The following is a 22,740-nucleotide window of genomic DNA, read 5'->3' as shown; positions in this document are numbered from 1 at the left end:
CGTGGGCGGGTGCCCGAACCAGGGTGGGATCAGGCGTAGGTGCGGAGGAGTCGCCACTGCTGCCCCCACGGGTCGCGGCTCACGTCGAACACGAGGGTGTCGCCGGTCTCGGAGGTGCCCTGGAATCGCCAGGCCTCGGTCGGCGTCGGGGGATGCGTGATGGCGACGTCGAAGGCGGCCTCGACCTGCCAGCCCGGGAAGGTCGGGCTGAGCCGGGTGGGGGTGTCGGTGACGCGGAAGCGTTCGGCTCGCCAGACGAGTCTCTGCGGCACGCCCTGCTCGGACACCCACACGGTGACCCTCTCGTCGACGCGGGTCATGGTCTCCACCTCGCTCCTCTCATTCGAACGTATGTTCGATAGTGGAGACCTTACGTCGACGGGCCCCGACGCGCCAAGAGCCGACGTCCCATTCGTCGGCGACTACTTCGCCTTCGTCACCCCGTCGCCCGAGGCCATCTGCCAGAGGGCCACCCCGTGCAACTTCTTCGTCGCGGCGATGTTCGCCCGCACGGTCAGCGACCGCGCGTCGGACCACCAGAGGACGGTGCCGTCGGCGAGCTTCGCGGTCCACTCCCCTTGCGCAGCGACCCAGTTGGCGCGGTCGCCGGCCATCGCCCGGGCCTGAGCGGGCGTCACGACGCCGCCGGACCCGCTCGACTTCCAGGTGTAGCCGTAGCCGGCGACCCCGAGGTCGACTTTCGAGGCGCTCACGAACGACGTCAGTGCCGAGAGCGACTGCTCGGCCCAGGGGAGTCCCCCCACCGGCCCTGCGGCACTGAACCCTGAACCGTGCTCGTCGTAGGCCATCAGGACGAAGCGCGCGACGCTCGATTTCAAGGCCCGGACGTCGTAGCCGGCGGCGAGGTACCCGTCGGCCGTCGTCGACGCGGGCAGCGCCATCGAGATCGCCGCCGAAGTCGGCAGGGTCTCGCTCAACTCCTTGGCGAAGGCGACGAGATCCGCCGCATCCGACTCCTGCAGGTTCTCGAAGTCGATCTGGATCCCGTCGTAGCCACCGTGGTCGACCTCCCCCGCCAGGCCGGCGACGACGAACTGGCGGTTGTCCTCGCTCGAGAGCATGTCGGACGCGAGCTCCGCGCTGAAGTCGCCGCCGTTCGCGTCGACGTTGTTGACCAGCAGCTCCGACTTCACGCCCTGCTGCTTCGCCGACGCGGCGATGGAGAGCGCCTCGTCGGTCGACGCCGCCACGCCGGCGCCCTGGGCGGTCAGGCTCACACCGGAGATCCCGACGGTGTCGATCGCCCCTTTGTCCTTCGCGAGGGCGGTGAGGGTCGCGTCGCCGGCGACGCCGTACCCTTCGACGGCCACGGACGAGGGGATGACGGCGGTGTTCGCCGGCGCGGAGGCCTGGGAGGTGCATCCCACGCTCAGAAGACCCACGCCGAGGGCCAGCGCGACCGTCGCGACTCGTCGTCGTCCGCGCCTCGGGAAGGGGTGTCGTGTCATGAGCCGAGGGTAATGGTGCCGCGTCACGACCTTGCTGGGACCTGCGGGTACCCCCAGAACGGGGGTGGTGACCCGAGACGGCGGGATGCCCGGGTCGGCAGAAAGGAGGACCCTAGTCGGCACTCCGGTCCCCCAAAAGGCCCACCCGGAACCCTATGAGTCGGATGAGACCCCTCGAAAAAGGGGGTACAGACGACCACTTTGTCGGCAAAAAGGAGGACACGGCTCGAACCCTCGGATACCCCCCGAAAGGTCTCTGTCGGCACTTGTGCGGACAGGTCGGGGTTCAGGGTGATCTGAACGGTTATTCGCGGGGTCGAAAGCGCTTGCACGCGCAGAGACTGCAGTCGGTTCCGCGCCGATAGTGCTCATGAGCGGCGAACGGGTGCCCGCAGAGGCAGAGCTGATCGGGCTGGGGGGTGGCGGCAGGCATCGAAGGATCGTTTCGTCACGAGAGGGGAGGCGTCCCCCAGAGTCGGAGGGGTGCTCAAAACATAACCCTCCGAACGTCCCCCGGACAGTCCCAGGAGGCGGGGTACGTCGCGGCTTTTCTGAGTCCGAACCGAGAACCGATCAGATTCGTTCGGAATGTCCCCTTTACATCGAGGGGGGTGAGGGGGGCAAGATGGGGGTGGCCAACGAAGGCCCCCCATTCGCGGGGGTATTCCCCCTCGTAAATGACGGGTTAGCTAGGCCACGCCTCGACAGGTCATCGACTCCCACCCGAACCGGGAGTCGCCGAACAGTCGGGGCCACCGCATCACCCGAACACCCGCTTCACCCGAAAAGCGTCACCCGAACGACACGCTCCACCCGAACCGAACCACCGGCCGCATCGGTCCCGAAATCGATGCGGAGGGATCCGGGCCGGCCCCGAAGCCGGCACGGAGTGCTCACCCGAGCACCGTGCTTACCCGAGCACGTCGCATCATCCGAACCGCACCACCCGAGTTACCAAACGCCCACCCATTCGCCTACCCGAAGGCAGTACCACAATGACTTTCCGCACATCCCTGCGTCCTAGCAACCCGACCGTCTCGATCATCATCCCGACCCGCAACGAGGCCAAGAACCTCGAGGTCATCCTCCCCAAGCTCCCCCAGGTCCACGAAGTCATCCTCGTCGACGGCAACTCGGTCGACGGCACCGTCGAGACCGCGCTCCGCCTCCTCCCGGACATCAAGATCGTCCACCAGACCCGCAAGGGCAAGGGCAACGCTCTGGCCTGCGGCTTCGAGGCGGCCACCGGCGACATCATCGTGATGTTCGACGCCGACGGTTCCGCCGACAGCGACGAGATCCCGCGCTTCGTCAAGACGCTCACCGACGGTGCCGACGTCGCCAAGGGCAGCCGCTTCCGCAAGGGCGGCGGCTCGGAAGACCTCACGTTCTTCCGCTCGACCGGCAACCTCGGCCTGAACATGATCTGCAACGTGCTGCTCGGCACGAAGTACTCCGACCTCTGCTACGGCTACAACGCCTTCTGGCGCGACATCCTGCCGGCCCTCGACCTGCTGCCCTCGACCCTCGCACCCGCCAAGAACGGCGCGATGCTCTGGGGCGACGGCTTCGAGATCGAGACCATCCTCACCTGCCGCATGGCTGCCGCCAAGCTGCGCGTGACCGAGGTGCCGAGCTTCGAGAAGAACCGCATCCACGGCGAGTCCAACCTCAACGCCATCAGCGACGGCATCCGCGTGCTGAAGACGATCCTCGACGAGAAGCGCCGCGACAGCGTCGCCGTCTCGAAGGCGTCGCGTCAGACCGTCGTCGCGCCCTCGGCTCCGACGACCGTCACGGCCCCCATCCGTATCGAAGCGGAGCAGGAAGTCGCGTGACCTCCTCCTTCCAGAAGACCGTCCTCCCCACGGTCTCGGTGATCATCTGCGCCTACACGCAGCGTCGCTGGCAGGACCTCCAGGACTCCGTCGAGTCGGCGAGGGCCCAGCCCGCGACCACCGAGGTCATCGTGGTCATCGACCACGAGCCCGAACTCTTCCGCATGGCCCAGGACCGCTGGCCCACCCTCCTCGTCATCGAGAACGCCGAGGCCCAGGGCCTCTCCGGCGCCCGTAACACCGGCGTGCTCGAGGCGTCGAGCGAAGTCGTCGCGTTCCTCGACGACGACGCCACGGCCGACCCCGACTGGCTGACCTGGATGCTCGACGCCTTCGAGGACGTCCACGTCGCCGGCGTCGGCGGCCACGCCGAGCCCGTCTGGCCCGACGGCAAGGGCCCGGCGCTCTACGCGGACGAGCTCCTCTGGATCGTCGGCTGCAGCTACCGAGGCCTCCCGACCGAGACCTCCGACGTCCGCAACGTGATCGGCTGCAGCATGGCGTTCCGTCGTGCGACGATCCTCGCCGCCGGCGGGTTCTCCTCCACCGTCGGCCGAGTGGGCAACATCCCCCTCGGCGGCGAGGAGACCGAGCTGTGCATCCGCATCGGACAGGCCGACCCGGCCGCCCGCATCGTGTACGAGCCCATGTCCCTGGTCAACCACCGCGTCTCGGCCGACCGAGGCACCTGGAAGTACCTGGCGCGCCGCTCGTTCTACGAGGGCGTCTCGAAGGCCGTCCTCAGCCGTCATCTCGGCCGCGGCGACTCGCTCTCGAGCGAGTCCTCGTACCTGACCCGGGTCCTTCCCGGCGCGGTGATCCGCGAGCTCGGCCAGCTGCGTCACGGCGGCGGCAAGCGTGCTGCGGCGATCGTCCTCACGGTGCTCGCCACGGTCGCCGGCTACGCCCTCGGAACCGTCTCCGGCTCGAAGGCGTCCGACTCCGACGCGGTCGTCAAAGAGCTCCAGCGCACGGCAGTCCTCCGATGATCGCGCTCCGGCTCGAGCGTCCCATGACGAGCCCGGAGGCCCCCGAATGGTCCGGAGCCGTCTGGATCGGTCAGATCGACGTCGCCGAACTCCCGGATCCGTCCGCGGGTGACACCGTCGCCCTGTCCGACAGCGTCGGCTACTCCCGGGCCCGCCTCCTGGTGCGCCGTTCCCGCGCCGTCCTCGGCTTCGTCGAACTCGACGTCACCGACCTCCCCGAGATCGGCGGCAGCGTCTCCCTCGACGACCTGCTCGTCGCCCTCGCGAAGCTCCCCGACGTCCCGGCCGCCGTCGAACCGCTGATCCTGCCGACCGTCACGGTCATCATCTGCACCCGTGACCGGGCCGAGCAGCTCCGCGGCGCCCTCACCTCGGTGCTGGCGATCGACTACCCCTCGTTCGACGTGGTGGTCGTCGACAACGCCGGCGCGACGACCGAGACGCGCGACCTGGTCGAGACCGAATTCGGGGATCCCCGGGTCCGGTTGGTCTCCGAGCCTCTCGCCGGTCTGTCCCGGGCCCGGAACACGGGGCTCCTCGAGGCGACGGGCGACATCGTGGCCTACACGGACGACGACGTCGTCGTGGACCGTCACTGGCTCCGCAGCCTCGTGACCGGCTTCGCCCGGAACGAGGACGTGACCTGCGTCACCGGCCTCGTGCCGAGCGGCGAGCTCCGCACCGCGGTGCAGCGCTTCTTCGACGACCGCGTGAGCTGGTCCGCCAACCTCGTGGCGCGGGAATTCCGTCTCGCGACCCCGCCGGCCGACCTGCCCATGTTCCCGTTCTCGGTCGGCGAGTACGGCACGGGTGCGAACTTCGCCCTGCGTCGCGACACCGCCATCGAGCTCGGCGGCTTCGACACCGCCTTCGGCGTCGGAACCCGGACCGGCGGCGGAGAGGACCTCGACATCTTCACCCGGGTCCTGTTCGCCGGCGGAGCCCTGGTCGTCGAGCCCTCGGCCCTCGTCTGGCACCGTCACCGCGCCGACCTCGGCGCTCTGCGCCATCAGGCCATCGGCTACGGCACGGGCCTCGGCGCGTGGCTGACGAAGGTCGCCCTCAACCCGACGATGATGAAGGTCGCGATCTCCCGAGCCCCGCTCGCGGTCAAGCGACTCGTCTCCAAGGGCGGCGGAAGCCTCGAATCCGGTGACGCCATGTCGTCGGTGCCGGCGCTTCCCGTCGCCACCGTCTCCGCTTCGGAACTCTCCGGCGACGTCGACTGGGCCAAGGCCGTGTCGAAGGTCGGCTGGATCGAACTCTGGAGCGTCACCAAAGGCCCCTGGCGCTACCTTCGGCAGCGCTGGGACGGCACGGGTCTCATCGACCCTGCCACGCGTCACGCGGCAGCTCGGGCAGCTGCGCGACGCGCCGCCTGACACGGGAGCGGCACCGCCGCACCCGTCTTAGGACGGCAGCGATTCGCGTCCCCCGGGACGCGGGCGTCGAGGTAACTCACCTCAGAACCGGTTCGGGTTCAACCGACGGGCCAGGGAGCGGCGCTCCCTGGCCCGTCGGCGTCCCGCGGGGCAGGATCGACTCATGGACATGGACCGCGAGCAGCTCGCCGACTTCCTCCGCCGCCGCCGAGAGGCCCTCCGGCCGAGCGACGTCGGTCTCGGCGACGGCGCCCGCCGCCGCACTCCGGGTCTCCGTCGCGAAGAGGTCGCGCAGCTGGCCGGCATGTCCGTCGACTACGTCGGCCGGCTCGAACAGCAGCGCGCCTCCCAACCGTCCGAGCAGATGCTCGGTGCGATCGCGAGGGCGCTGCGGCTCACGCTCGACGAACGCGACCACCCCTGGCGCCTGGCCGGGCACAATCCACCCGCACATCGCGGATCGGGCGAGCACGTGCATCCCACGCTGTTGCGCATTCTCGACCGCCTGGGCGACACGCCTGCGCAGGTCGTCGACGACCTCGGCTACGGGCTGGCGCAGAATCGGCTCGCCAAGGCGCTGTTCCCCGACGGCGAGGCGTTCGCGGGGCTCGACCGCAGCCTCGTGCACCGGTGGTTCCTGCACCCGCGCGGCCGCGACGTGTACCCGCCCGAAGACCACGAGTACCAGAGTCGGGTGCAGGTCGCCGAGCTGCGCGCCTCGCTGGGGCGACGAGGGGGCGAGGATGCACGGGCTCGCGCTCTGGTCGACTCCCTCCTGGCTGGCAGCGCCGAGTTCCGCGGGCTGTGGGAGAGGCACGACGTGGCGGTGCGGCTCGGCGAGTCGAAGCGGATCGTGCACCCCGAGCTCGGCGTGATCGCGGTGGACTGCCAGATCCTGCACGTGGACGACGACTCGCAGAAGCTGCTCGTGTTCACGGCGACGCCCGGCACGCCCGCGGTCGCGCAGCTCGAGCTGCTCGGAGTGATCGGGCAGCAGACGTTCGCCGGCTGACGTGCCCGCCGCTAGCCTCGAAACGTGAAGCAGAGCACCGACCGCATCCTGACGACCCACACCGGCAGCCTTCCGCGGACGCCCGCGTTGACCAAGCTCCTCGTCGCGCGCGAACGGGGCCGCGACTACGACCGGGCCGACTTCGACCGCGAAGCGCGCAGAGCCCTCGACCTCGTGCTCGAGGGCCAGCTCGACGCCGGCATCGACGTGATCAACGACGGCGAGGTGCCCCGCGTCGGCTTCTCGACCTACGTCACCGAGCGCATGAGCGGCTTCGGCGGGGTCAGCCGGCGCAAGCAGTCGCTCGATCTGCAGAAGTTCCCCGAGTGGGCGAGGTTCGGCGAGACCCAGATCGGCGTCGCCGAGGACCTCGCCCGGGTCTGGGACACCGCCGAGGCTCAAGACGCCGTCCACTACGAAGACGACCTGAAAGGCGTGACCTACGACCTCGACCTCTTCGACCAAGGGCTTCGGGCTCCGAGCGTCGGCGGCCGAGCGACTGAAACGTTCGTCAGCGCCGCATCCCCCGGCATCGTCACCACGACCATGCTGCGAAGCCTCGACAACCCGGCCTACGCTACCGATCGCGATTACGTCTTCGGCGTCGCCCGCGAGCTGCAGAAGGAGTACGAGTACATCGTCTCCCGCGGCCACATCCTGCAGCTCGACGCCCCCGACCTCGCGATGGAGCGGGTCATCATGTTCGGAGACGACGACCTCGACGTGTTCCTCGACCGCGTGCGGCTGCACATCGAGGCGATGAACCTCGCGCTCGAGAACATCCCGGCCGAGAAGGTCCGGCTGCACGTCTGCTGGGGCAATTGGCAGGGGCCGCACCAGGACGACGTGCCGGTCGCGACGCTGCTGCCGCTGCTATACGAGGCCAAGGTCGGCGCTCTCTCGATCCCGCTGGGCAACCCGCGGCACGAGCACGAGAACCCGGCGTTCCGCGACCAGCCGCTGCCCGACGGCATGCTCCTGATCCCCGGAGTCATCGACGTCACGACCAACTACCTCGAGCACCCCGAAGTCGTCGCGAATCGCATCCAGGCGGCCGTCGACGCCGTCGGCGACCCCACGCGCGTCATCGCCGGCATCGACTGCGGTCTCGGCACCTTCGCGTCGTACGAGTTCATCGCGACCGACGTGGGCTGGGCGAAGCTGCGGGCCCTCCGCGAGGGCGCCGACATCGTCTCGAAGCGCATCTGGGGCTAGCGAGCCGGGGGATGCACGGCTCGGCTCCGCCGCGAGGCCGGGGGATGCACGGGGTCGCCTTGCTCGGCGTTCCCTGCGCGTTGCTAGGGAGTCGCCTCTATCCTGGGGGCGAACCGACAACGAAGGAGCGCGCGTGAGCGACTCGACCGGCACGTCCTCGCCTCAGCCAGGCTGGTATCCCAACCCCTCCGGAGACCCCGGCTACCGCTGGTGGGACGGTCGCGGCTGGACCGAGCACGTCAGGGCTCCCGAGCCCGCGGCTCCGCTCCACCAGCACGCGCCCGCCCCCGCGCAGGCCGTCGCCCCGCCGACCCAGGCGGCCCCCGCGGCCGTTCCGGCTCCGGCCTCCGTGACCGAGCCCGAGACCACGGTGCCGACCGCGGCTGAGGCCGCTGGATCGGGTTCGGGTGCGGGCTCCGGCTCGGCTGCTGGCTCGGGTTCTGACGACCGCCCGGCGTACGGCGAGCGCATCCCGGGCTACCAGGTGCCCGGTGCGGGTGCGGGTGCGGGCGCTGGTGCGGGTGCCGGTGCCGCGCAGCAGCAGCCGCGGTACGGCGAGACGCAGCAGCCCCGGTACGGCGAGACGCAGCAGCCGTACGGGGCGCAGCAGCCGTATGGCCAGCAGCAGCCCACCGGCCAACAGGGTCAGTACGGCGAGACGCAGCAGCCGTACGGTGCGCAGGGGCAGCAGCAGCCGTACGGTACGCAGCAGCCTTACGGCCAGCAGCAGCCGTATGGCCAGCAGCAGCCGTACGGTGCGCAGGGCCAGCAGCCTTACGGGCAGCAGCCCTATGGCCAGCAGCAGCCCTATGGTGCGCAGGGCCAGCAGCCCTACCCCTACGGTGCCTACACGCGCCAGCCGCTGAAGCCCGTCCCGGAGGGGGCCCGCCTCACGACGGTCTTCATCTGGATCGCGTCGGTCCTGCCCATCGTCTCAGGGCTAGGCATCCTCTTCGTCAACTTCAAGCCCTTCCTGACCCAGCTGTCGACGGACATGCAGTCGGGCTCGACCGCGACCACCCTCCCCTCGCTTCCGGCCGGTTACGCCGTCCTCCAGGGCGTCGACTTCCTCGTCTACCTGCTGGCGGTGCTGCTCGCGTTCCTCGACTACCGGCGGCTCCGTGCATCCGGCGTCGAGCGGCCTTTCCACTGGGCATTCGCGTTCATCCCCGTCCTGACGGCCGGCGTGTACATGATCGGCCGGCCGATTCAGCTCCGCCGCCACGGTGCGAAGGGCGCGCTGGTCTGGCTCCCGCTCTGGATCTGGATCGCCGCCAACGTCGTCGCCTTCATCACGGTCATGATCTACGTGGTCGCCGCCCTCTCGGCGCTCAGCGGCATGTAGCTGCCGCGCGTCGACCGCCGCGCGTCGACCGGCCGGCCCCTGCGACCGCACCGCTCGGCCGGTTCGCCTGACCGCCCGGACCTCGTCCGGGCGGTTTCGCGTCGCCGGCGGCTTGCGCGTCGGCCCGCTAATCGGACTGCTCGTCGGCTCGGCGGAAGCTCGGGCATCCCCGCCTCCGCTGCATCCCGTCCCGCCCGACTCCAGAACACGCCGCTCACTTTCGGACCCGAGCGGCGTGTCCTGGAGTCGGCCGCGTCCGCCTTGCGCGGCGACTCCACTTCGTGCGGGTCCGGCGGAACCTGAGCGGCGTGTCCTGGAGCCGGCCGCGTCCGGCCGCCGCCGTGCATCCCGCCGTGCATCCCACCGTCTTCGCCCTGCCGAGCGCGGTGCCGGAGGTGCGTGCCCGCATGACAGTCGCTCCGCGAGGAACTCGGCGGAGGATTTCCTCGCGGGCGTGCCGAATGGCCCCGGAGCTCCTTGCGAAGGCGCTTCATCGGGCCCGGTCTCCTCAGTCGGGGTGAGGATTTGCTCGGCTGGGTGCAGGCAGGATGCACGACCCCGACACACGCACGCGGGATGCACGCCCCGACCCCGCGACGGCACCCGTCAGGGGCTGATCGACAAGAAGACGAACGCCGCCAGGATGATGAGGTGGATCACTCCCTGGAGCCGTGTCGAGCGACCCGGCACGACGGTCAGCGTCGCCACGAGCAGCGTCAGTACGAGCAGGACGATCTGCACCGGACCGAGGCCGAGCACGAGAGGCCCCTCGATCCAGATGCTGGCGACGGCGATGACCGGGATCGTGAGGCCGATGCTCGCGATCGACGACCCGAAGGCCAGGTTGAGGCTCGTCTGAAGACGGTTCTTCATCGCCGCGCGGGATGCCGCGAGCCCCTCGGGCAGGAGCACGATGAAGGCGATCACCACTCCGACGAACGTCGACGGGATGCCCGCCGACTCGAGCCCGTGCTCGATGGTCGGCGACACGGCGTGACCCAGGGCGACCACCGCAAGCAGGGACACGGCGAGCAGGACGCCGCTGATCGCGGTCTGCCGGTTGGTGGGGGGAGTGGCGTGCTCGTCGTCGCTCTGGATGGTCTTGCCCGCCTTGTTGACCGGCAGGAAGAAGTCGCGGTGGCGGCCGGTCTGCGTCGCGATGAACGCGATGTAGAGGGCGATGGCGGCGATCGCGATGAACGCGAGCTGTGCTCCGGTGAAGCGGCCTCCGGAGGCGCCGACGGTGAACGCGGGAAGCACAAGGGTCAGGCCGGCGAGGGTCGCGACGACCCCGAGCGCGGCGCCGGTGCCCTCGCGGTTGAAGCGGGGGAGCCCGTGCCGGATCGAGCCGAGCACGAGGGAGAGGCCGACGATGCCGTTGCAGGTGATCATCACGGCGGCGAAGGCCGTGTCGCGGGCGAGCGTCTCGGTGTCGTGCCCGTCGCCGCCGAGCATGAGGGTGATGATCAGCCCCACCTCGATGATCGTGACGGCCACCGCCAGGACGATCGAACCGAGGGGTTCGCCGACCTTGTGAGCGACGACTTCGGCATGGTGCACGGCCGCGAGCACCGCGGCGATGAGCACCACCCCGACGATGATCGCGACGCCGACGGACAGGGTGCGGTGGTACGTGGCGACGAGCGCGATGAGTGCGATCACCGGCACGGCGATGGGCGCGAGTGCGCGAAGTCGTGCGGCCATGGTTCCTCCCAGGTCGGCTTCCAGCCTAACCAGGGGTGAAGACTGATGGTTGGCTGCGTCTCGGGGTACGCGGTCGGCGTACCGTCTCCCGCATGGATCAGCTGACGGAAGCAGAGGCGGCACACCTGGCTCTCGCGCTCGTCGCGGTCGCCACGGCGTCCGTCGACGGGGGAGCCGATGCGCGAAGCGAGAGCGACGCGGGGCTGGTCGAGCTCGTGCAGGACATGTGCGACGTGCCCCTGACCGAGCGGCAGGCGAGCGTCGTCGAGACCCTCGGCGCAGCCAGCGCGGCCCTCACCGCCGGGCTCAGCGGGGCTCTCGCAACGACGCAGGGGCGCGACGTGCACGTGGTGCTGCGGATGGCCGCACGCGCCGTGATGGACAACCACCCGGACGCCGCCTGACCCGACGCGGTCGTGACGGGCGCGCCTCGTCGACCCGGGCATCCCGGTGCCCCATGCTGTGTGCACGCGGTGGCTCGGACGCCGCGTTCGAGGAGGAGCCGCATGCTGATCGCCGCCCAGATCGTGGCAGCGCTCGCCGCGGCCTTGCACGTCGTCTTCTTCATGTTCGAGAGCGTGCTGTGGACGAGGCCGCGCGTGTTCGGCCGCTTCGGCATCGCGAACCAGGCGGACGCCGACACGATCAAGCCGATGGCCTACAACCAGGGCTTCTACAACCTGGCGCTCGCCGTCGGAACGGTCGTCGGGATCGTCCTGCTCGGCATCGGGCACGGGCCCGGACCAGGTCACGGCGGCGGCGTCTTCGTCGCAGGTAAGGCCCTCGTCGTCTTCGCGACGGCCTGCATGTGCGTCGCCGGAATCGTGCTCGCGACGACCGGTCGGGCCTATCGGCGTTCGGCCGCGATCCAGTTCGTGCCGGCTGCCCTGGCTCTCGTTCTCGTCTCCGTGGTACCAGGGGGCTGAGCCTCGAGGGCGAGGATCAACCTCACGACGGATGCCCGCCGCGGGGATGTGGTGTGAAGTGGTGTCACACGGTTCGGGGAACGTTTCGGTGGAGGGTGGAGAACGGTGAACGGTTACGGGGAGCTCGCACGCGATCTGTGGCGGGCGGCCGACGAACGGCGGTTCCTGGCGCTCCCCGACCGCGACGTGTTCTTCACCGAGTTGGGCTCCGACGTCGCTCGGCGGGTCGACGAACTCGTCGTCGTCTTCGCCGGTGAGACCCCTCCCGGCGAGACCCCGCGATGCCGCGCCCGACGCCTCCGCCGCGCCCTCAAGCAGGCCGAGGAGATCGCGTACCAAGAGCTGATCTTCTCGCACTCCGTCGTCGCCGAGTCCGAGCTCGAGGCCGACGTCGAGCCCGAACCCGCACACGCCGAGCTCCAGTACGCCGGAGTCGCCTGACCCGTCGAGAGGTGCGGCCGACGGGTGCGTCCGACGGGTGCCTCCGCTCGGTCGACACGTGTGGCCTGGGATGATGGGCGGATGACTTCGTCCGCTCCCGCCCTCGGCCTCCTCCTCGACGTGGACGGGCCGATCGCCAGCCCGATCACTCGCACGATCGACCTTCCCGCGATCACGCGCGACCTCGTCGAACTGGCCGTCCGAGGCATCCCCCTGATCTTCAACACCGGCCGGTCCGACGACTTCATCCGGCGCGAGGTCGTCGCCCCGCTGATCGCCGCCGGGCTCCCCGCCGGCGCCCGCGTGCACGGCATCTGCGAGAAGGGGGCGGTCTGGTTCTCGATCGGGCCTCAGTTCGGCGCCGCGGGCGTCTCCGAGATCCAGGTCGACGAGACCCTTGCGATGCCGGCCGACTTCGCCACCGAGATGCGGCAGCTCGTCGAGGCCGAGTTCGCCGACTCCGTCTTCTTCGATCGCACCAAGCGCGCGATGGTCTCCGTCGAGCAGCTCACCTCGATCGACACCGCGACCTACCTGCCCATCCAGGCGCGCTTCGACGAGCGCGCTCTGGACTCTCTCCAGCGACGCGGTTTCGGCGTGAGTCGGCTCGACGACGTCAGGAGGGATGCCCGGGGCGAGGTCCAGTGGCGCATCGACCCGACCATCATCTCCACCGACATCGAGTCCGTCGTCCTGGGCAAGGACCTCGGTGCGCGCCGGGCCCTCGAGCTCCTCGCCGTCGACGGCCCGCTGCCCCTCGCCTGGCGGACCGTCGGCGACTCCCGCAGCGACTACGCGATGGCCGACTGGCTGTATGCCCAGGGGTACGAGGTGGCGCACGTCGACGTGCGCCCGGCCGACGGGGTGCCCGAGAAGCCGTATCTCGTGCTGGAGTCGCCGTCGGGCGCCATCCACGACGAGGCCGGGGCGGAGTTCCTGGCGGCGTGCCTGGCCGAGACGGCGTAGCGGCGGCCCCGCTCGTCCGGCGCCGGGTCCCGTCTCGCCCTCCCGCCTCGCCGTCCTGTCTCGATTTGCAGTCTGAAATACTTTATACAAAAATGACGGGGTTGTAGCGACGGTCGCCACCGTCGTCCGTCGTACGCGAGGACCCCTTCCATGCCACAGCGCCATCGTTCCCTGCTCGCACCCCGCCGTCGTCGGCTCTCGCAGGTGGGGGTCGCGCTCGGTCTGGGGGTCGTCGCGGCCACTGCCGCGATCGAGGGCCCGGGCGTCGAGGCGGTGGAGGCGGCAGCGACGCCGGCCCGTGCATCCCACGTCTCGCCCGTCGTCTCGGGCACCGCTGGCGCCGTGGCGAAGGCTGCAGCGCCGCGTACCCTGTTCCGGGAGGACTTCGAGAGCGGCACGGGTGCGTCGGCAACCGTTCTCGGCGACTACGCCGGTGCGTCGGGCGAGCGCTACACGGCCGATCCGGCGTGGCTCGACCCGGCGAACTGCGACGGGATCATCACGAGCTTCTCGGGTTCTGACCATGCGTCGTGCCCGGGGGCGCACGGGTCCGCCATCCGCGACTACGCGCACGTGCTCGGCCAGGTGGCGCAGGCCGGGCCGGATGCGAACCACAGCGTGTCGGCCTACACGCGGTACTCGGTCAGCGGCCGGGACCTCGTCGAGTTCGAGACGAGCGCGCCCATCCGCCTGAGCGCGGCGAAACGGTTCGTCACCTTCTCGGTCGATGCCGTCGCGTCGGCCTGTCATCGAGCCCAGCCCGAGCTCGACTTCTTCCTCGTGGACGGCTCGTCGGAGATTCCGACCGCCGTCGACCCCGTCAATCCGTGCGTCGACGAGGCCGCCTCCGACTACGTGGTTTCCGGGTCGGACCTCGCCTTCCGAGCGGGGTCGTACGCCAGCAGCGGCGCCGTGCTGTTCAGCGGCGACGAGCTGGGAATCCGGATGCGGAACCGCACGGCCGAGGGGCAGGGCAACGATCACTCGTACGACAACGTCACCGTGCTGGACGCGACCCCCCGACTCGACGTGTCCTTCGCGACCGGCCGCCACGTGGTCGGCGACGTGGTGCCGATGACATTCACGGTGACGAACACGACCGAGAAAGGCGCGAAGCCAGGGTGGGCGTTCGACGAGAGCCTCCCGTCCGGGCTCCGGGTCGCCACCGCCGGGACGACGACGTGCTCGGCCGGGTCCGTTTTCGCCGCCGACCGCTCGATCCACGGGACGGGCGATCTGGGGACGGGCGAGGCATCATGCACCGTCACGGTCGGGGTGACCGCCGAGCGTGCCGGCTCCTTCCGGGTCGACGCCGCTGCTGCGACCGACCTCACGGGCCTCGACGCGCCGCGGAGCGCGACGGTGTCCTTCGATGCCGCAGCCCCCTCGCTCTCGGTGAGCGAGACCGCGACGGTCACGAACCTGACGCGGGCGGGTCGGCCTCCCGAGGTCGGCGATCGGATCGTCTTCGAGGCCTCCATCGAGAACACCGGCAACGTCGCTCTGTTCGACGTGAGCGCGACGAGTGCGGTCGGCGGTGTCCTGCGGCCCGTCTCTCGCACGCTCGAGGTCGGGGCGTCCACCACGGCCACGGGAGAGCCGCACGTCGTCGAGCAGGCCGACGTCGATGCGGGGCGGGTGGCGGACGCGGTCACCGTCACGGCCTCCGCACCGGAGTCGCAGAGACTGTCGGGTGCTGATTCGCGGACCGGGGTCGGGGCTGGCCGGCAGGTCGTGACGGGGACGGCGAGCGTCGAAGTCGCCACCGTGGCCGAGGACGCCTCCTTGAGCATCGTGGAATCCGCCTCAATCGACGGAGTGGCTCCGGCTGCGGACGCCGACACGGGCGACAGGATCGATGTGCAGGCGGTCGTCGCCAACACGGGCAACGTCACGATCACCGACATGGTCGTCACGAGCGGCTCGGTCGGCGGGCTCTCCTGCGAGGTCACGGTGCTCGCCCCGAACGACTCGGTGGGATGCTCGGGCGGAGCTCCGATCGTCGTGACGCAGGACGACGTCGACTCCGGAGCGGGCGTGATGGACGAGGCGTCCGTCGCGGGCACCTCGGCCCAGGGTTCCGCGATCGTCGCCGGGCCCTCGCGTGTCGTGGTGCCGGTCACCGCCGCTCGCCCGGGGCTCGACCTCTCGGCCACCTCCAGCCACGGGGACGACGACCACGACGGCGGGCTCGACCTCGACGAGGCGATCTCGTTCGGCTACACGGCGATGAACACCGGCAATCTCGTCGTGCAGCTGGGCGGCGTGGAGTCCAGCCTCAACGGCACGCTCGCCTGCGGCGTGGCCGAACTGCTGCCGGGCGAGAAGACGGCGTGCGGGGGCGGCGTGCGGCATGTCGTGTCGCGGGGGGACATCGAGCGGGGCGAGATCGTCGACGCGTCGCGGGGTACTGGGTTCGTGTCGCGGGGGGCTGGTGGTGGTGCTGGTGCCGGCGGTGGCAACGCCTCTGTCGCCACCTCCCTCGTGGACCGGAGGGTGCCGGTGTCGAGTTCGACGTTCACGCTCCGCTTCGTGCCCGATGCGATCTCGGCTCCGACGCCGCTCTGGCCGGTCCTGGCGTTCACCGGATCGGTCGGGCTCCCCCTCCTCGGCGGCGTGGCCGTGGCCCTCCTGGCCGGCGGAGGGCTGCTGCTCCTGGTGCGCCGATACCGCGCTGCTCGCTGACCGTGCCGTGCGGTGCGGTGCCGTGCGGTGCCGTGCCGTGCCGTGCCGGGCCGTGCGGAATTGGCGAGCGATTTCGGCTCCCAACCCGACTCGGCCCTGCTGCGGCCTCATGCACCGGCCGGATCACTCGCGATTTCGCGCGTGATCCGGGCGGCCGGCGGTCAGGCCGGCAGCGCCGCCACGATCGTGTCGACCTCGGTCCGTGTCGTGTAGTCGACGTGGACGTCCGCGAACGTGACGAGGCCGTCGGCGGTCACCACGAGCACGGTCGGGAACGGGATGTCTCCGGTGTGGTCGGCATTGCTGTCGGCGACGTCGAAGCCGAGGTCGGTGTGCGCGGCCCGGGCGGCCGCGACGGGCTCAGTGAGGATCCCCAGTCGGCGCACGAGGACGTTGCCCGGGTCGGTGAGCACGGTGAATTCCAGTCCACCGTTCACGACGGCGAGCTCGGACGCCTCCGGGGTCTGGGGGCTGATCGCGATCAGGTCCACGCCGCGCTCGCGCAGGACCGGCAGGAGCTGCTCCTGGTAGTGCTTGAGCGTCAGATTGCAGTACGGGCACCACGAGCCGCGGTAGAAGACGATCACTGCACCGTTCGGCCCGATGGCTTCGCCAAGAGACGAGGATGCACCGCTCGCGTCGACGAGAGCGGCCTCCGGTAGCGAGTCGCCGGCCTTCACGGCTCCTTCCGGCACGCCCGCGGCGTTCAGGTCGCTCTGCTCCTCGTCGAACACTGCGGTGAGTCGCGGGCCGATCTGGGCGGTGAAACCGGTGTTGAACTCGTCGACCTGGGCGGCGATGGAGGGTGCGGGCGTCGGTGCGGGCGTCGATGTCTCGGGCATGAGCGGTGTCCTTCCGGGGGGTTGGTCGAGCGTAGGCGCGGTGCCCAAGAATCGACCGCCGGCTCGTCACGGTACGTCACACGCGTCATCCACCGGGGCATCGACAACAAAGGCCTCAGGTCTGGCAGACGGGGCACCAGTAGGTGTCGCGGAGTTCCAGATCGCTCTCGCCGAGCATCCCCCGCTTGATCTTCGTGCCACACCGCAGGCAGGGCTTGCCGGCGCGACCGTAGACCCAGTCGGTGGTGCCACGGAGGGTGCCGGTGGTGGTGCGGTCGACGCGGTCTTTGTTGGCCACGATCAGACGGTGGGCGAGGTCGATCATCTTCTCGGGGTGGTCGACCTCGCCGACGGGCCGCGTCGGCAGGACCCCGCGGAGGTAGCAGAGTTCGTTGCGGTAGACGTTGCCCACCCCGGCGAGCACCCGCTGGTCCAGCAGGGCGAGGCCGACCTCGCGCTCAGGATCGGCGGTGAGGTTCTCGAGAGCACGGGCGGCGTTCCAATCGGGCCCGAGGAGGTCGGGTCCGAGGTAGTCGACGACGGAATCGTCGTCGTCGCGCGGAACGAGCTCGACGATGCCCAGGTCGAAGCCGACCGCGACCCACTCCGCCGTCTCGAGCACCACGCGCGCCTGGTAGGCGGGGCGCTTCCATTTCGTGCCGTGCTTGTAGAGGTGCCAGGAGCCCTCCATCTTGAGGTGGGTGTGGAGCGTGACGTCGCCGATGTGATGGAGCAGGTGCTTGCCTCGGCTGACGACGTCGTCGACGACCTGGCCGCTGAGATCGACGGTCGCAAAGGCGGGCACGCGGAAATCGCTCTTCGTCAGAGTCTGGCCGTGCAGTGCCGCGTCGAGGTTCTTCGCGGCGCGGTAGACGGTGTCGCCCTCAGGCATGGGGGGCTCCGGCGACGGATGGCGGCGGCGTCAGCGTGTCTCTCGCACATGTCGAGTGATCTGCGCGCGGCACCTCGAAAAGTCGCGGCTCGCGTACCGCGTGAGGTCGGATTGCTCGCGAATTGCGAGCGGGCCCGACGCTCACGAGCGGAGCCGCACGCCGCTGGGGGTGGGCGCGAATCCGGCGACGCGAAGAGCGTCGCCGAGCGGGGTGCCGAGCACGAACTGCCCGTCGACGCGTTCGACCGCCAGTTTTCCGAGGCGGGAGCGGACCACGGATGCGAGTGAGCCGGCGGCCAGTGCCAGCTCGCGCTCCGACGGGTCGCCGAACGTGAGCGTGGTCTTTCCACCCCGCTCGACGTAGACGGTGAGGCGCCCGTCGACGAGCACGACGAGCGCGCCTGCCTTTCGGCCGGGCCGGTGGCCCCGCGGGCCCGACTTTTGCGGTGTGCTCCCGCCCGAGACCGCCCGCGAAGTCGAAGCCACCTCGGAGGTCGACGTCGAAGCCGAAGCCGCCCCGGAGGCCGAATCCGCCAGCGCCGGTTCCGCACCCGCCTCGCCCTCGGCGGGCAGACCGGGCCACGGCAGTGCCGCGCCGTACGGATTGGCGGGGTCGGTCGCGGCCAGAGTCACGACGGGAATGTCGCGGCCTCGCCCGGCGACGGTGAGCGCCTCGTCGCCCTCGCGGTCGTCGTCGCGCGCGAACGACCGCAGCCGGTCGACGGTCGGCCCCGTCGCGAACTGTGCCGCGCCGAGGCTCTCCACGAAGTAGCCGCGCCGCGCCCGACCGGTCTCTTCGAACGACGACAGCACCTTGTACACGGTCGAGAAGCCGCCCCGCACGCCTTCGTTCATGACGGCGCCCCGGGTGACGATGCCGTGCCGCTCGAGGAGCAGCTCGGCCTGCGCGGCCGCGCGCACCGTCGCGTCGGGCTCCGCGAGCGGAAGGAGCGACCAGCGCCCGCCCACCGTCGGCGGCCCGGCCTGTCGGGGCAGCGCAGCCCGAGCTCGGCCGCGGTAGGACGCCCGAGACCGGGTCGGTGTTCGCGGTCGAGGCGGGCGTCCACCGACCTGGGTGCGGAGAGGCGCGAAGGTGTCGTTCGTGATCTGGCCGGCCCAGACGAGATCCCAGATCGCGGTGGCGAGGCCGGTGTCGTCGGTCGATCCGACGGCGTCGGAGAGCTGGCGGAAGAAGTACGCCCCGCCCCCGGCCAAAGCTGACAGCACCGACCGCTGCAGTTCGCTGGTCTCGGCCCCCGAGGGCTCGGCCAGCGTGACCTGAGCGCCGTCGACGAGGTGCAGGCTCACCCAGCCGTCGTTGCCGGGGAGCGCGCCCGCGCCCGACCAGATGACCTCGCCGGTGGCCGTCAGCTCGTCGAGCATGCCCGTGGAGTAATCGGGGATGCGCGCCGGCAGGATCAGGGACTCCCACGCCGATGCGGGCAGCGCGACGCCGCTGAGCTGGTCGACGACCTGGAGGACGCCGTCCAGGCCGCGGAGCCCGGAGCCCTTGAGCCCGGTGGCGACGTGCTGCCAGGCGGGGAGGAAGCGCCCGAGGGTGTCGTGCGAGACGGGCTCGACCTCGTGGCGCAGGGCTGCGAGGGAGCGGCTGCGGAGGCGGCGGAGCACCTCGGCGTCGCACCATTCGCTGCCCTGGCGATCGGGACGGAACTCGCCCTCGACGACTCGCCTCTGGACGCCGAGGCGCCGGAGCGTCTCGAGGACGACGGCGGTTCCGAGCCCGAGTCGCTGCGCCACTTCGATCGGAGCGAAGGGCGCGTGGGTGCGGGCGTAGCGACCCACGAGGTCGCCGAGCGGATCGTCGACGGGTTCGACGAACGCCGAGGGCACGCCGATGGGGAGGTTGACGCCGAGCGCGTCCCGGAGGCGACTCGCGTCTTCGATGCCCGCCCAGCGCTCGACCCCGGCGTGGGTGAAGCGGAGGACGCGGTTGGCGCGCGCGAGATCGGCGAGGGCCGCTTCGAGATCGGCCGACACCTCGGGACGGGCCTCGGTCGCGTCGGTGGATGCGGCGGCCGCAGCCAGCCAGCTCCGCTCCACGATCTCGCTCGTCGACAGCGGCCCGAGCAGGCGCAGCAGGTCGACGACGCCCTCGAGATCGCGCACGCGGCGGTCGGGCGCGAGGCGTTGCAACTCGAGCTCGTGCTGCTCGATGACGTCAGCGTCGAGCAGCTCGCGGAGTTCGGCTCGGCCGAGGAGTTCGGAGAGCAGGGTCGAGTCGAGGGAGAGGGCGGCCGCGCGTCGCTCGGCGAGAGGGGAGTCGCCCTCGTACATGAAGGCCGCCACATAGCCGAACAGCAGCGACCGGGCGAAGGGCGACGGCACCTCGGTCTCGGTCTCGACGACACGGACCTGCCGCCTCGCCAGCTCGTCGGTGAGCTGCATGAGGGCCGGGAGGTCGTAGACGTCTTGGAGCACCTCACGGACGGCTTCGAGGACGATCGGGAACTGCGGGTACTTGCGGGCGACGTCGAGGAGTTGCGAGGCGCGCTGCCTCTGCTGCCACAGCGGCGACCGCTTGCCCGGGTTGTAGCGGGGCAGCAGCAGCGCACGGGCCGCGCATTCGCGGAAGCGCGAGGAGAACAGGGCGGAGCCGCCGACCTCTTCGGTGACGATGTCGTTGAGGTCGTCGCGCTCGAAGGTGAAGAGGTCGGCGCCCGGGGGCTCGGCGTCGGTGTCGGGGATGCGCACCACGATGCCGTCGTCGGCCGCCATCGCCGACCCGTCGATGCCGAGCTGGTCGCGGATCCGGGCGCTGACTGCGAGGGCCCAGGGGGCGTGGACGCGCATGCCGTACGGCGAGTGCAGGATGAGTCGCCAGTCGCCCAGCTCGTCGCGGAACCGCTCGACGACGAGGGTCGTGTCGGTCGGGACGTGCCCGGCGACCTGCTTCTGCTCGGAGATGAAGGCGAGCAGGTTGCGGGCGGCACGCTCGTCGAGGCCGCCGGCCACCACGCGGGCCGTCGCGTCGGCCTCGCTGGAGTTGGCGAGCTCGCGCGTGTAGGCGCCGATGGCGCGACCGAGTTCGGCGGGGCGGCCGATGCCGTCGCCCTTCCAGAACGGCACCCGGCCCGGCTGGCCGTAGGCGGGCGAGACCAGCACCCGGTCGTGCGTGATGTCTTCGATGCGCCAACTCGTGGCGCCGAGCGCGAAGACGTCGCCGACCCGCGACTCGTAGACCATCTCCTCGTCGAGCTCGCCGACGCGAGCGGCCTTCTCGCCCACCATGAACACGCCGAACAGGCCACGGTCGGGGATCGTGCCTCCGCTCGTCACGGCGAGGCGCTGCGATCCGGGCCGGCCGGTGAGGGTGCCGTGCACGCGATCCCACACGATGCGGGGCCGGAGCTCCGCGAACTCGTCGGACGGGTACTTGCCGCTGAGGAGGTCGAGGGTCGCGTCGTAGGCCGAGCGGGGCAGGTTGACGAACGGAGCACTGCGCTTGACGAGGTCGAACCACTCGTCGGCGTCGATCTCGTCGAGGGCTGTGGCTGCGACCGTCTGCTGGGCGAGGACGTCGAGCGGGTTGGCGGGCACCGTCAGCTCTTCGATCAGACCGGCGACCATGCGTTCGGCGGCGACGGCGGAGTGGATCAGGTCGGCGCGGTGCTTCGGAAATAGGACACCGCGCGACGTCTCGCCGACCTGGTGCCCGGCGCGGCCGACCCGTTGCAGCCCGCTCGCGACCGACGGGGGCGACTCGACCTGGATCACGAGGTCGACGGCACCCATGTCGATGCCGAGCTCGAGCGAACTCGTGGCGACGACGCAGCGGAGCCGACCGCTCTTCAGGTCGTCTTCGATGATGGCGCGCTGGTCTTTGCTGACCGAGCCGTGGTGGGCGCGGGCGAGCAGGGGCTCGGAGCCCTGAGTCACTCCCGAACCGCCGAGCACCTGCGCGGGTGGCTGACCGACCGTGTGGTTCGAGAAGGGTCGGAGCTCGCCGCGGTCCGCGTCGGCGGCCCCCGCGAAACCGCCGACACCGTGCGCGCCTGCCGCGACGAGCGCTTCGGCAGCGTCGAGATCGGCCGCGGTGTCGACCGCCGCTTCGGCTTCGGGACCGAAGGTGCGCTCGATGTAGATGTCGTTGAGCCGGGCCGTCAGGCGCTCGGCCAGTCGCCGCGAGTTGGCGAAGACGATGGTCGATCGGTGCTGGAGGATCAGGTCGACGATGCCCTCCTCCACGTGCGGCCAGATCGAGCCCTGGGGCGCGGCTCCGGCAGCGGACCCCTCCAGCGGACCGGCCGTGCCGAGCTCGGTCATGTCGTCGACCGGCACGACGACCCGCAGGTCGAACTTCTTCTCGGAGGCCGGGGCGACGATCGTGACCGGCGCGGAGCCCCCGAGGAACCGGGCCACCTCTTCGGGCGGGCGGACAGTGGCGGAGAGCCCGATGCGCTGGGCGGGCTTGTCGAGGATCGCGTCGAGCCGCTCGAGCGACAGGGCGAGGTGGGCGCCGCGCTTGGTCGACGCCACCGCGTGCACCTCGTCGACGATGACCGTATCGACGCCCTTGAGCGTCTCGCGGGCCGCCGACGTGAGCATCAGATAGAGCGACTCCGGCGTCGTGATCAGGATGTCGGGGGGCAGGCGGGCGAGCAGGCGCCGATCGCTCGAGGTGGTGTCGCCCGACCGCACGCCCACCGTGATGTCGGGCGCCTCGGTGCCGAGTCGGCGCGCCGTCTGCGTCACGCCGACGAGAGGCGAGCGGAGGTTGCGCTCGACGTCGACGCCGAGCGCCTTCAACGGCGAGATGTAGAGGACCCGGGTGCGGTGCAGCTTCTCGTCGGGGGGCGGCGACGACGCCAGCTTGTCGATCGACCAGAGAAACGACGCGAGGGTCTTGCCCGACCCGGTCGGCGCGATGACGAGCGCGTTCGCGCCCTTCGAGATCGCCTCCCACGCCCCCTCCTGCGCGTGCGTCGGCCGCGCGAAGGCGCCCCGGAACCACTCGCGGGTCGCGGGGGAGAAGCGGTCGAGCACATCGGTCATGGTCACGCCATGATGCCCCCA

Annotated in this window: 17 protein-coding genes; 11 read left to right on the top strand and 6 right to left on the bottom strand. The window is 70.6% G+C overall.

Annotated features, from left to right (window positions below; genetic code table 11):
- Nucleotides 1–29: 29 nt before the first annotated feature.
- The gene (locus ABEA39_RS09690) at nt 30–320 is read right to left on the bottom strand and encodes a hypothetical protein (RefSeq protein ID WP_345375647.1); all 291 of its coding nucleotides are present in this window, start codon (nt 318–320) and stop codon (nt 30–32) included.
- Nucleotides 321–422: 102 nt separating this feature from the next.
- Complete coding sequence (locus tag ABEA39_RS09685) at nt 423–1,469, bottom strand: glycosyl hydrolase family 18 protein (RefSeq protein WP_345375646.1); 1,047 nt, start codon at nt 1,467–1,469, stop codon at nt 423–425.
- Between the two features lie 995 nt (nt 1,470–2,464).
- Between ABEA39_RS09685 and ABEA39_RS09680 the strand changes: the two genes are divergently transcribed.
- The 6 genes from ABEA39_RS09680 to ABEA39_RS09655 all read left to right on the top strand — a co-directional run bounded on the left by ABEA39_RS09680 (nt 2,465) and on the right by ABEA39_RS09655 (nt 9,250).
- A complete protein-coding gene (locus tag ABEA39_RS09680; protein WP_345375645.1) occupies nt 2,465–3,307 on the top strand; it encodes a glycosyltransferase family 2 protein in 843 nt (280 codons plus the stop codon).
- A complete protein-coding gene (locus tag ABEA39_RS09675) occupies nt 3,304–4,296 on the top strand; it encodes a glycosyltransferase family 2 protein (protein WP_345375644.1) in 993 nt (330 codons plus the stop codon). Before ABEA39_RS09680 ends, ABEA39_RS09675 begins: the two co-directional genes overlap by 4 nt.
- 23 nt (nt 4,297–4,319) lie before the next feature.
- The gene (locus tag ABEA39_RS09670; protein WP_345375643.1) at nt 4,320–5,678 is read left to right on the top strand and encodes a glycosyltransferase family 2 protein; all 1,359 of its coding nucleotides are present in this window, start codon (nt 4,320–4,322) and stop codon (nt 5,676–5,678) included.
- Nucleotides 5,679–5,841: 163 nt separating this feature from the next.
- Entirely contained in the window at nt 5,842–6,690 is an 849-nt protein-coding gene (locus ABEA39_RS09665; RefSeq protein WP_425556949.1) for a helix-turn-helix domain-containing protein, read from the top strand.
- A 24-nt stretch (nt 6,691–6,714) separates the two neighbouring features.
- Complete coding sequence (locus ABEA39_RS09660) at nt 6,715–7,905, top strand: uroporphyrinogen decarboxylase/cobalamine-independent methonine synthase family protein (RefSeq protein ID WP_345375642.1); 1,191 nt, start codon at nt 6,715–6,717, stop codon at nt 7,903–7,905.
- Nucleotides 7,906–8,038: 133 nt separating this feature from the next.
- A complete protein-coding gene (locus ABEA39_RS09655; protein ID WP_345375641.1) occupies nt 8,039–9,250 on the top strand; it encodes a DUF2510 domain-containing protein in 1,212 nt (403 codons plus the stop codon).
- Nucleotides 9,251–9,856: 606 nt separating this feature from the next.
- On the opposite strand, the gene ABEA39_RS09650 is transcribed toward ABEA39_RS09655, so the two are convergent.
- Nucleotides 9,857–10,954, bottom strand: coding sequence for a calcium:cation antiporter (locus tag ABEA39_RS09650; RefSeq protein ID WP_345375640.1), 1,098 nt, complete (start codon nt 10,952–10,954; stop codon nt 9,857–9,859).
- A gap of 92 nt (nt 10,955–11,046) precedes the next feature.
- On the opposite strand from ABEA39_RS09650, the gene ABEA39_RS09645 reads away from it, so the two are divergent.
- From ABEA39_RS09645 to ABEA39_RS09625, 5 genes are all read left to right on the top strand, one after another.
- Nucleotides 11,047–11,358: a hypothetical protein gene (locus ABEA39_RS09645; RefSeq protein ID WP_345375639.1), complete on the top strand. Its 312-nt coding sequence runs from the start codon at nt 11,047–11,049 to the stop codon at nt 11,356–11,358.
- 102 nt (nt 11,359–11,460) lie between these two features.
- Nucleotides 11,461–11,880: a DUF1304 domain-containing protein gene (locus ABEA39_RS09640; RefSeq protein WP_345375638.1), complete on the top strand. Its 420-nt coding sequence runs from the start codon at nt 11,461–11,463 to the stop codon at nt 11,878–11,880.
- Between the two features lie 105 nt (nt 11,881–11,985).
- Nucleotides 11,986–12,321 carry a hypothetical protein gene (locus ABEA39_RS09635; RefSeq protein ID WP_345375637.1) on the top strand — a complete coding sequence of 112 codons (336 nt, stop codon included), beginning with the start codon at nt 11,986–11,988 and terminating at the stop codon, nt 12,319–12,321.
- 81 nt (nt 12,322–12,402) lie between these two features.
- Nucleotides 12,403–13,287 (top strand): hypothetical protein, encoded by an 885-nt coding sequence (locus ABEA39_RS09630; protein ID WP_345375636.1) that lies wholly within the window; start codon nt 12,403–12,405, stop codon nt 13,285–13,287.
- Between the two features lie 150 nt (nt 13,288–13,437).
- Entirely contained in the window at nt 13,438–15,972 is a 2,535-nt protein-coding gene (locus ABEA39_RS09625) for a DUF7507 domain-containing protein (protein WP_345375634.1), read from the top strand.
- Nucleotides 15,973–16,133: 161 nt separating this feature from the next.
- On the opposite strand, the gene ABEA39_RS09620 is transcribed toward ABEA39_RS09625, so the two are convergent.
- The 3 genes from ABEA39_RS09620 to ABEA39_RS09610 form a co-directional block, all read right to left on the bottom strand.
- Nucleotides 16,134–16,814, bottom strand: a complete 681-nt coding sequence (locus ABEA39_RS09620) for a peroxiredoxin-like family protein (RefSeq protein ID WP_345375633.1) — start codon at nt 16,812–16,814, stop codon at nt 16,134–16,136.
- A gap of 115 nt (nt 16,815–16,929) precedes the next feature.
- A complete protein-coding gene (locus tag ABEA39_RS09615; protein WP_345375632.1) occupies nt 16,930–17,706 on the bottom strand; it encodes a DNA-formamidopyrimidine glycosylase family protein in 777 nt (258 codons plus the stop codon).
- A 141-nt stretch (nt 17,707–17,847) separates the two neighbouring features.
- The gene (locus tag ABEA39_RS09610) at nt 17,848–22,719 is read right to left on the bottom strand and encodes an Lhr family ATP-dependent helicase (RefSeq protein ID WP_345375910.1); all 4,872 of its coding nucleotides are present in this window, start codon (nt 22,717–22,719) and stop codon (nt 17,848–17,850) included.
- Nucleotides 22,720–22,740 lie beyond the last annotated feature (21 nt).

The sequence above is a fragment of the Frondihabitans cladoniiphilus genome, assembly GCF_039544345.1.
GTDB lineage: Bacteria > Actinomycetota > Actinomycetes > Actinomycetales > Microbacteriaceae > Frondihabitans > Frondihabitans cladoniiphilus.
The sequence above is the reverse complement of the archived record's forward strand: the minus strand, read 5'-3'. Positions and strand labels throughout refer to the sequence as shown.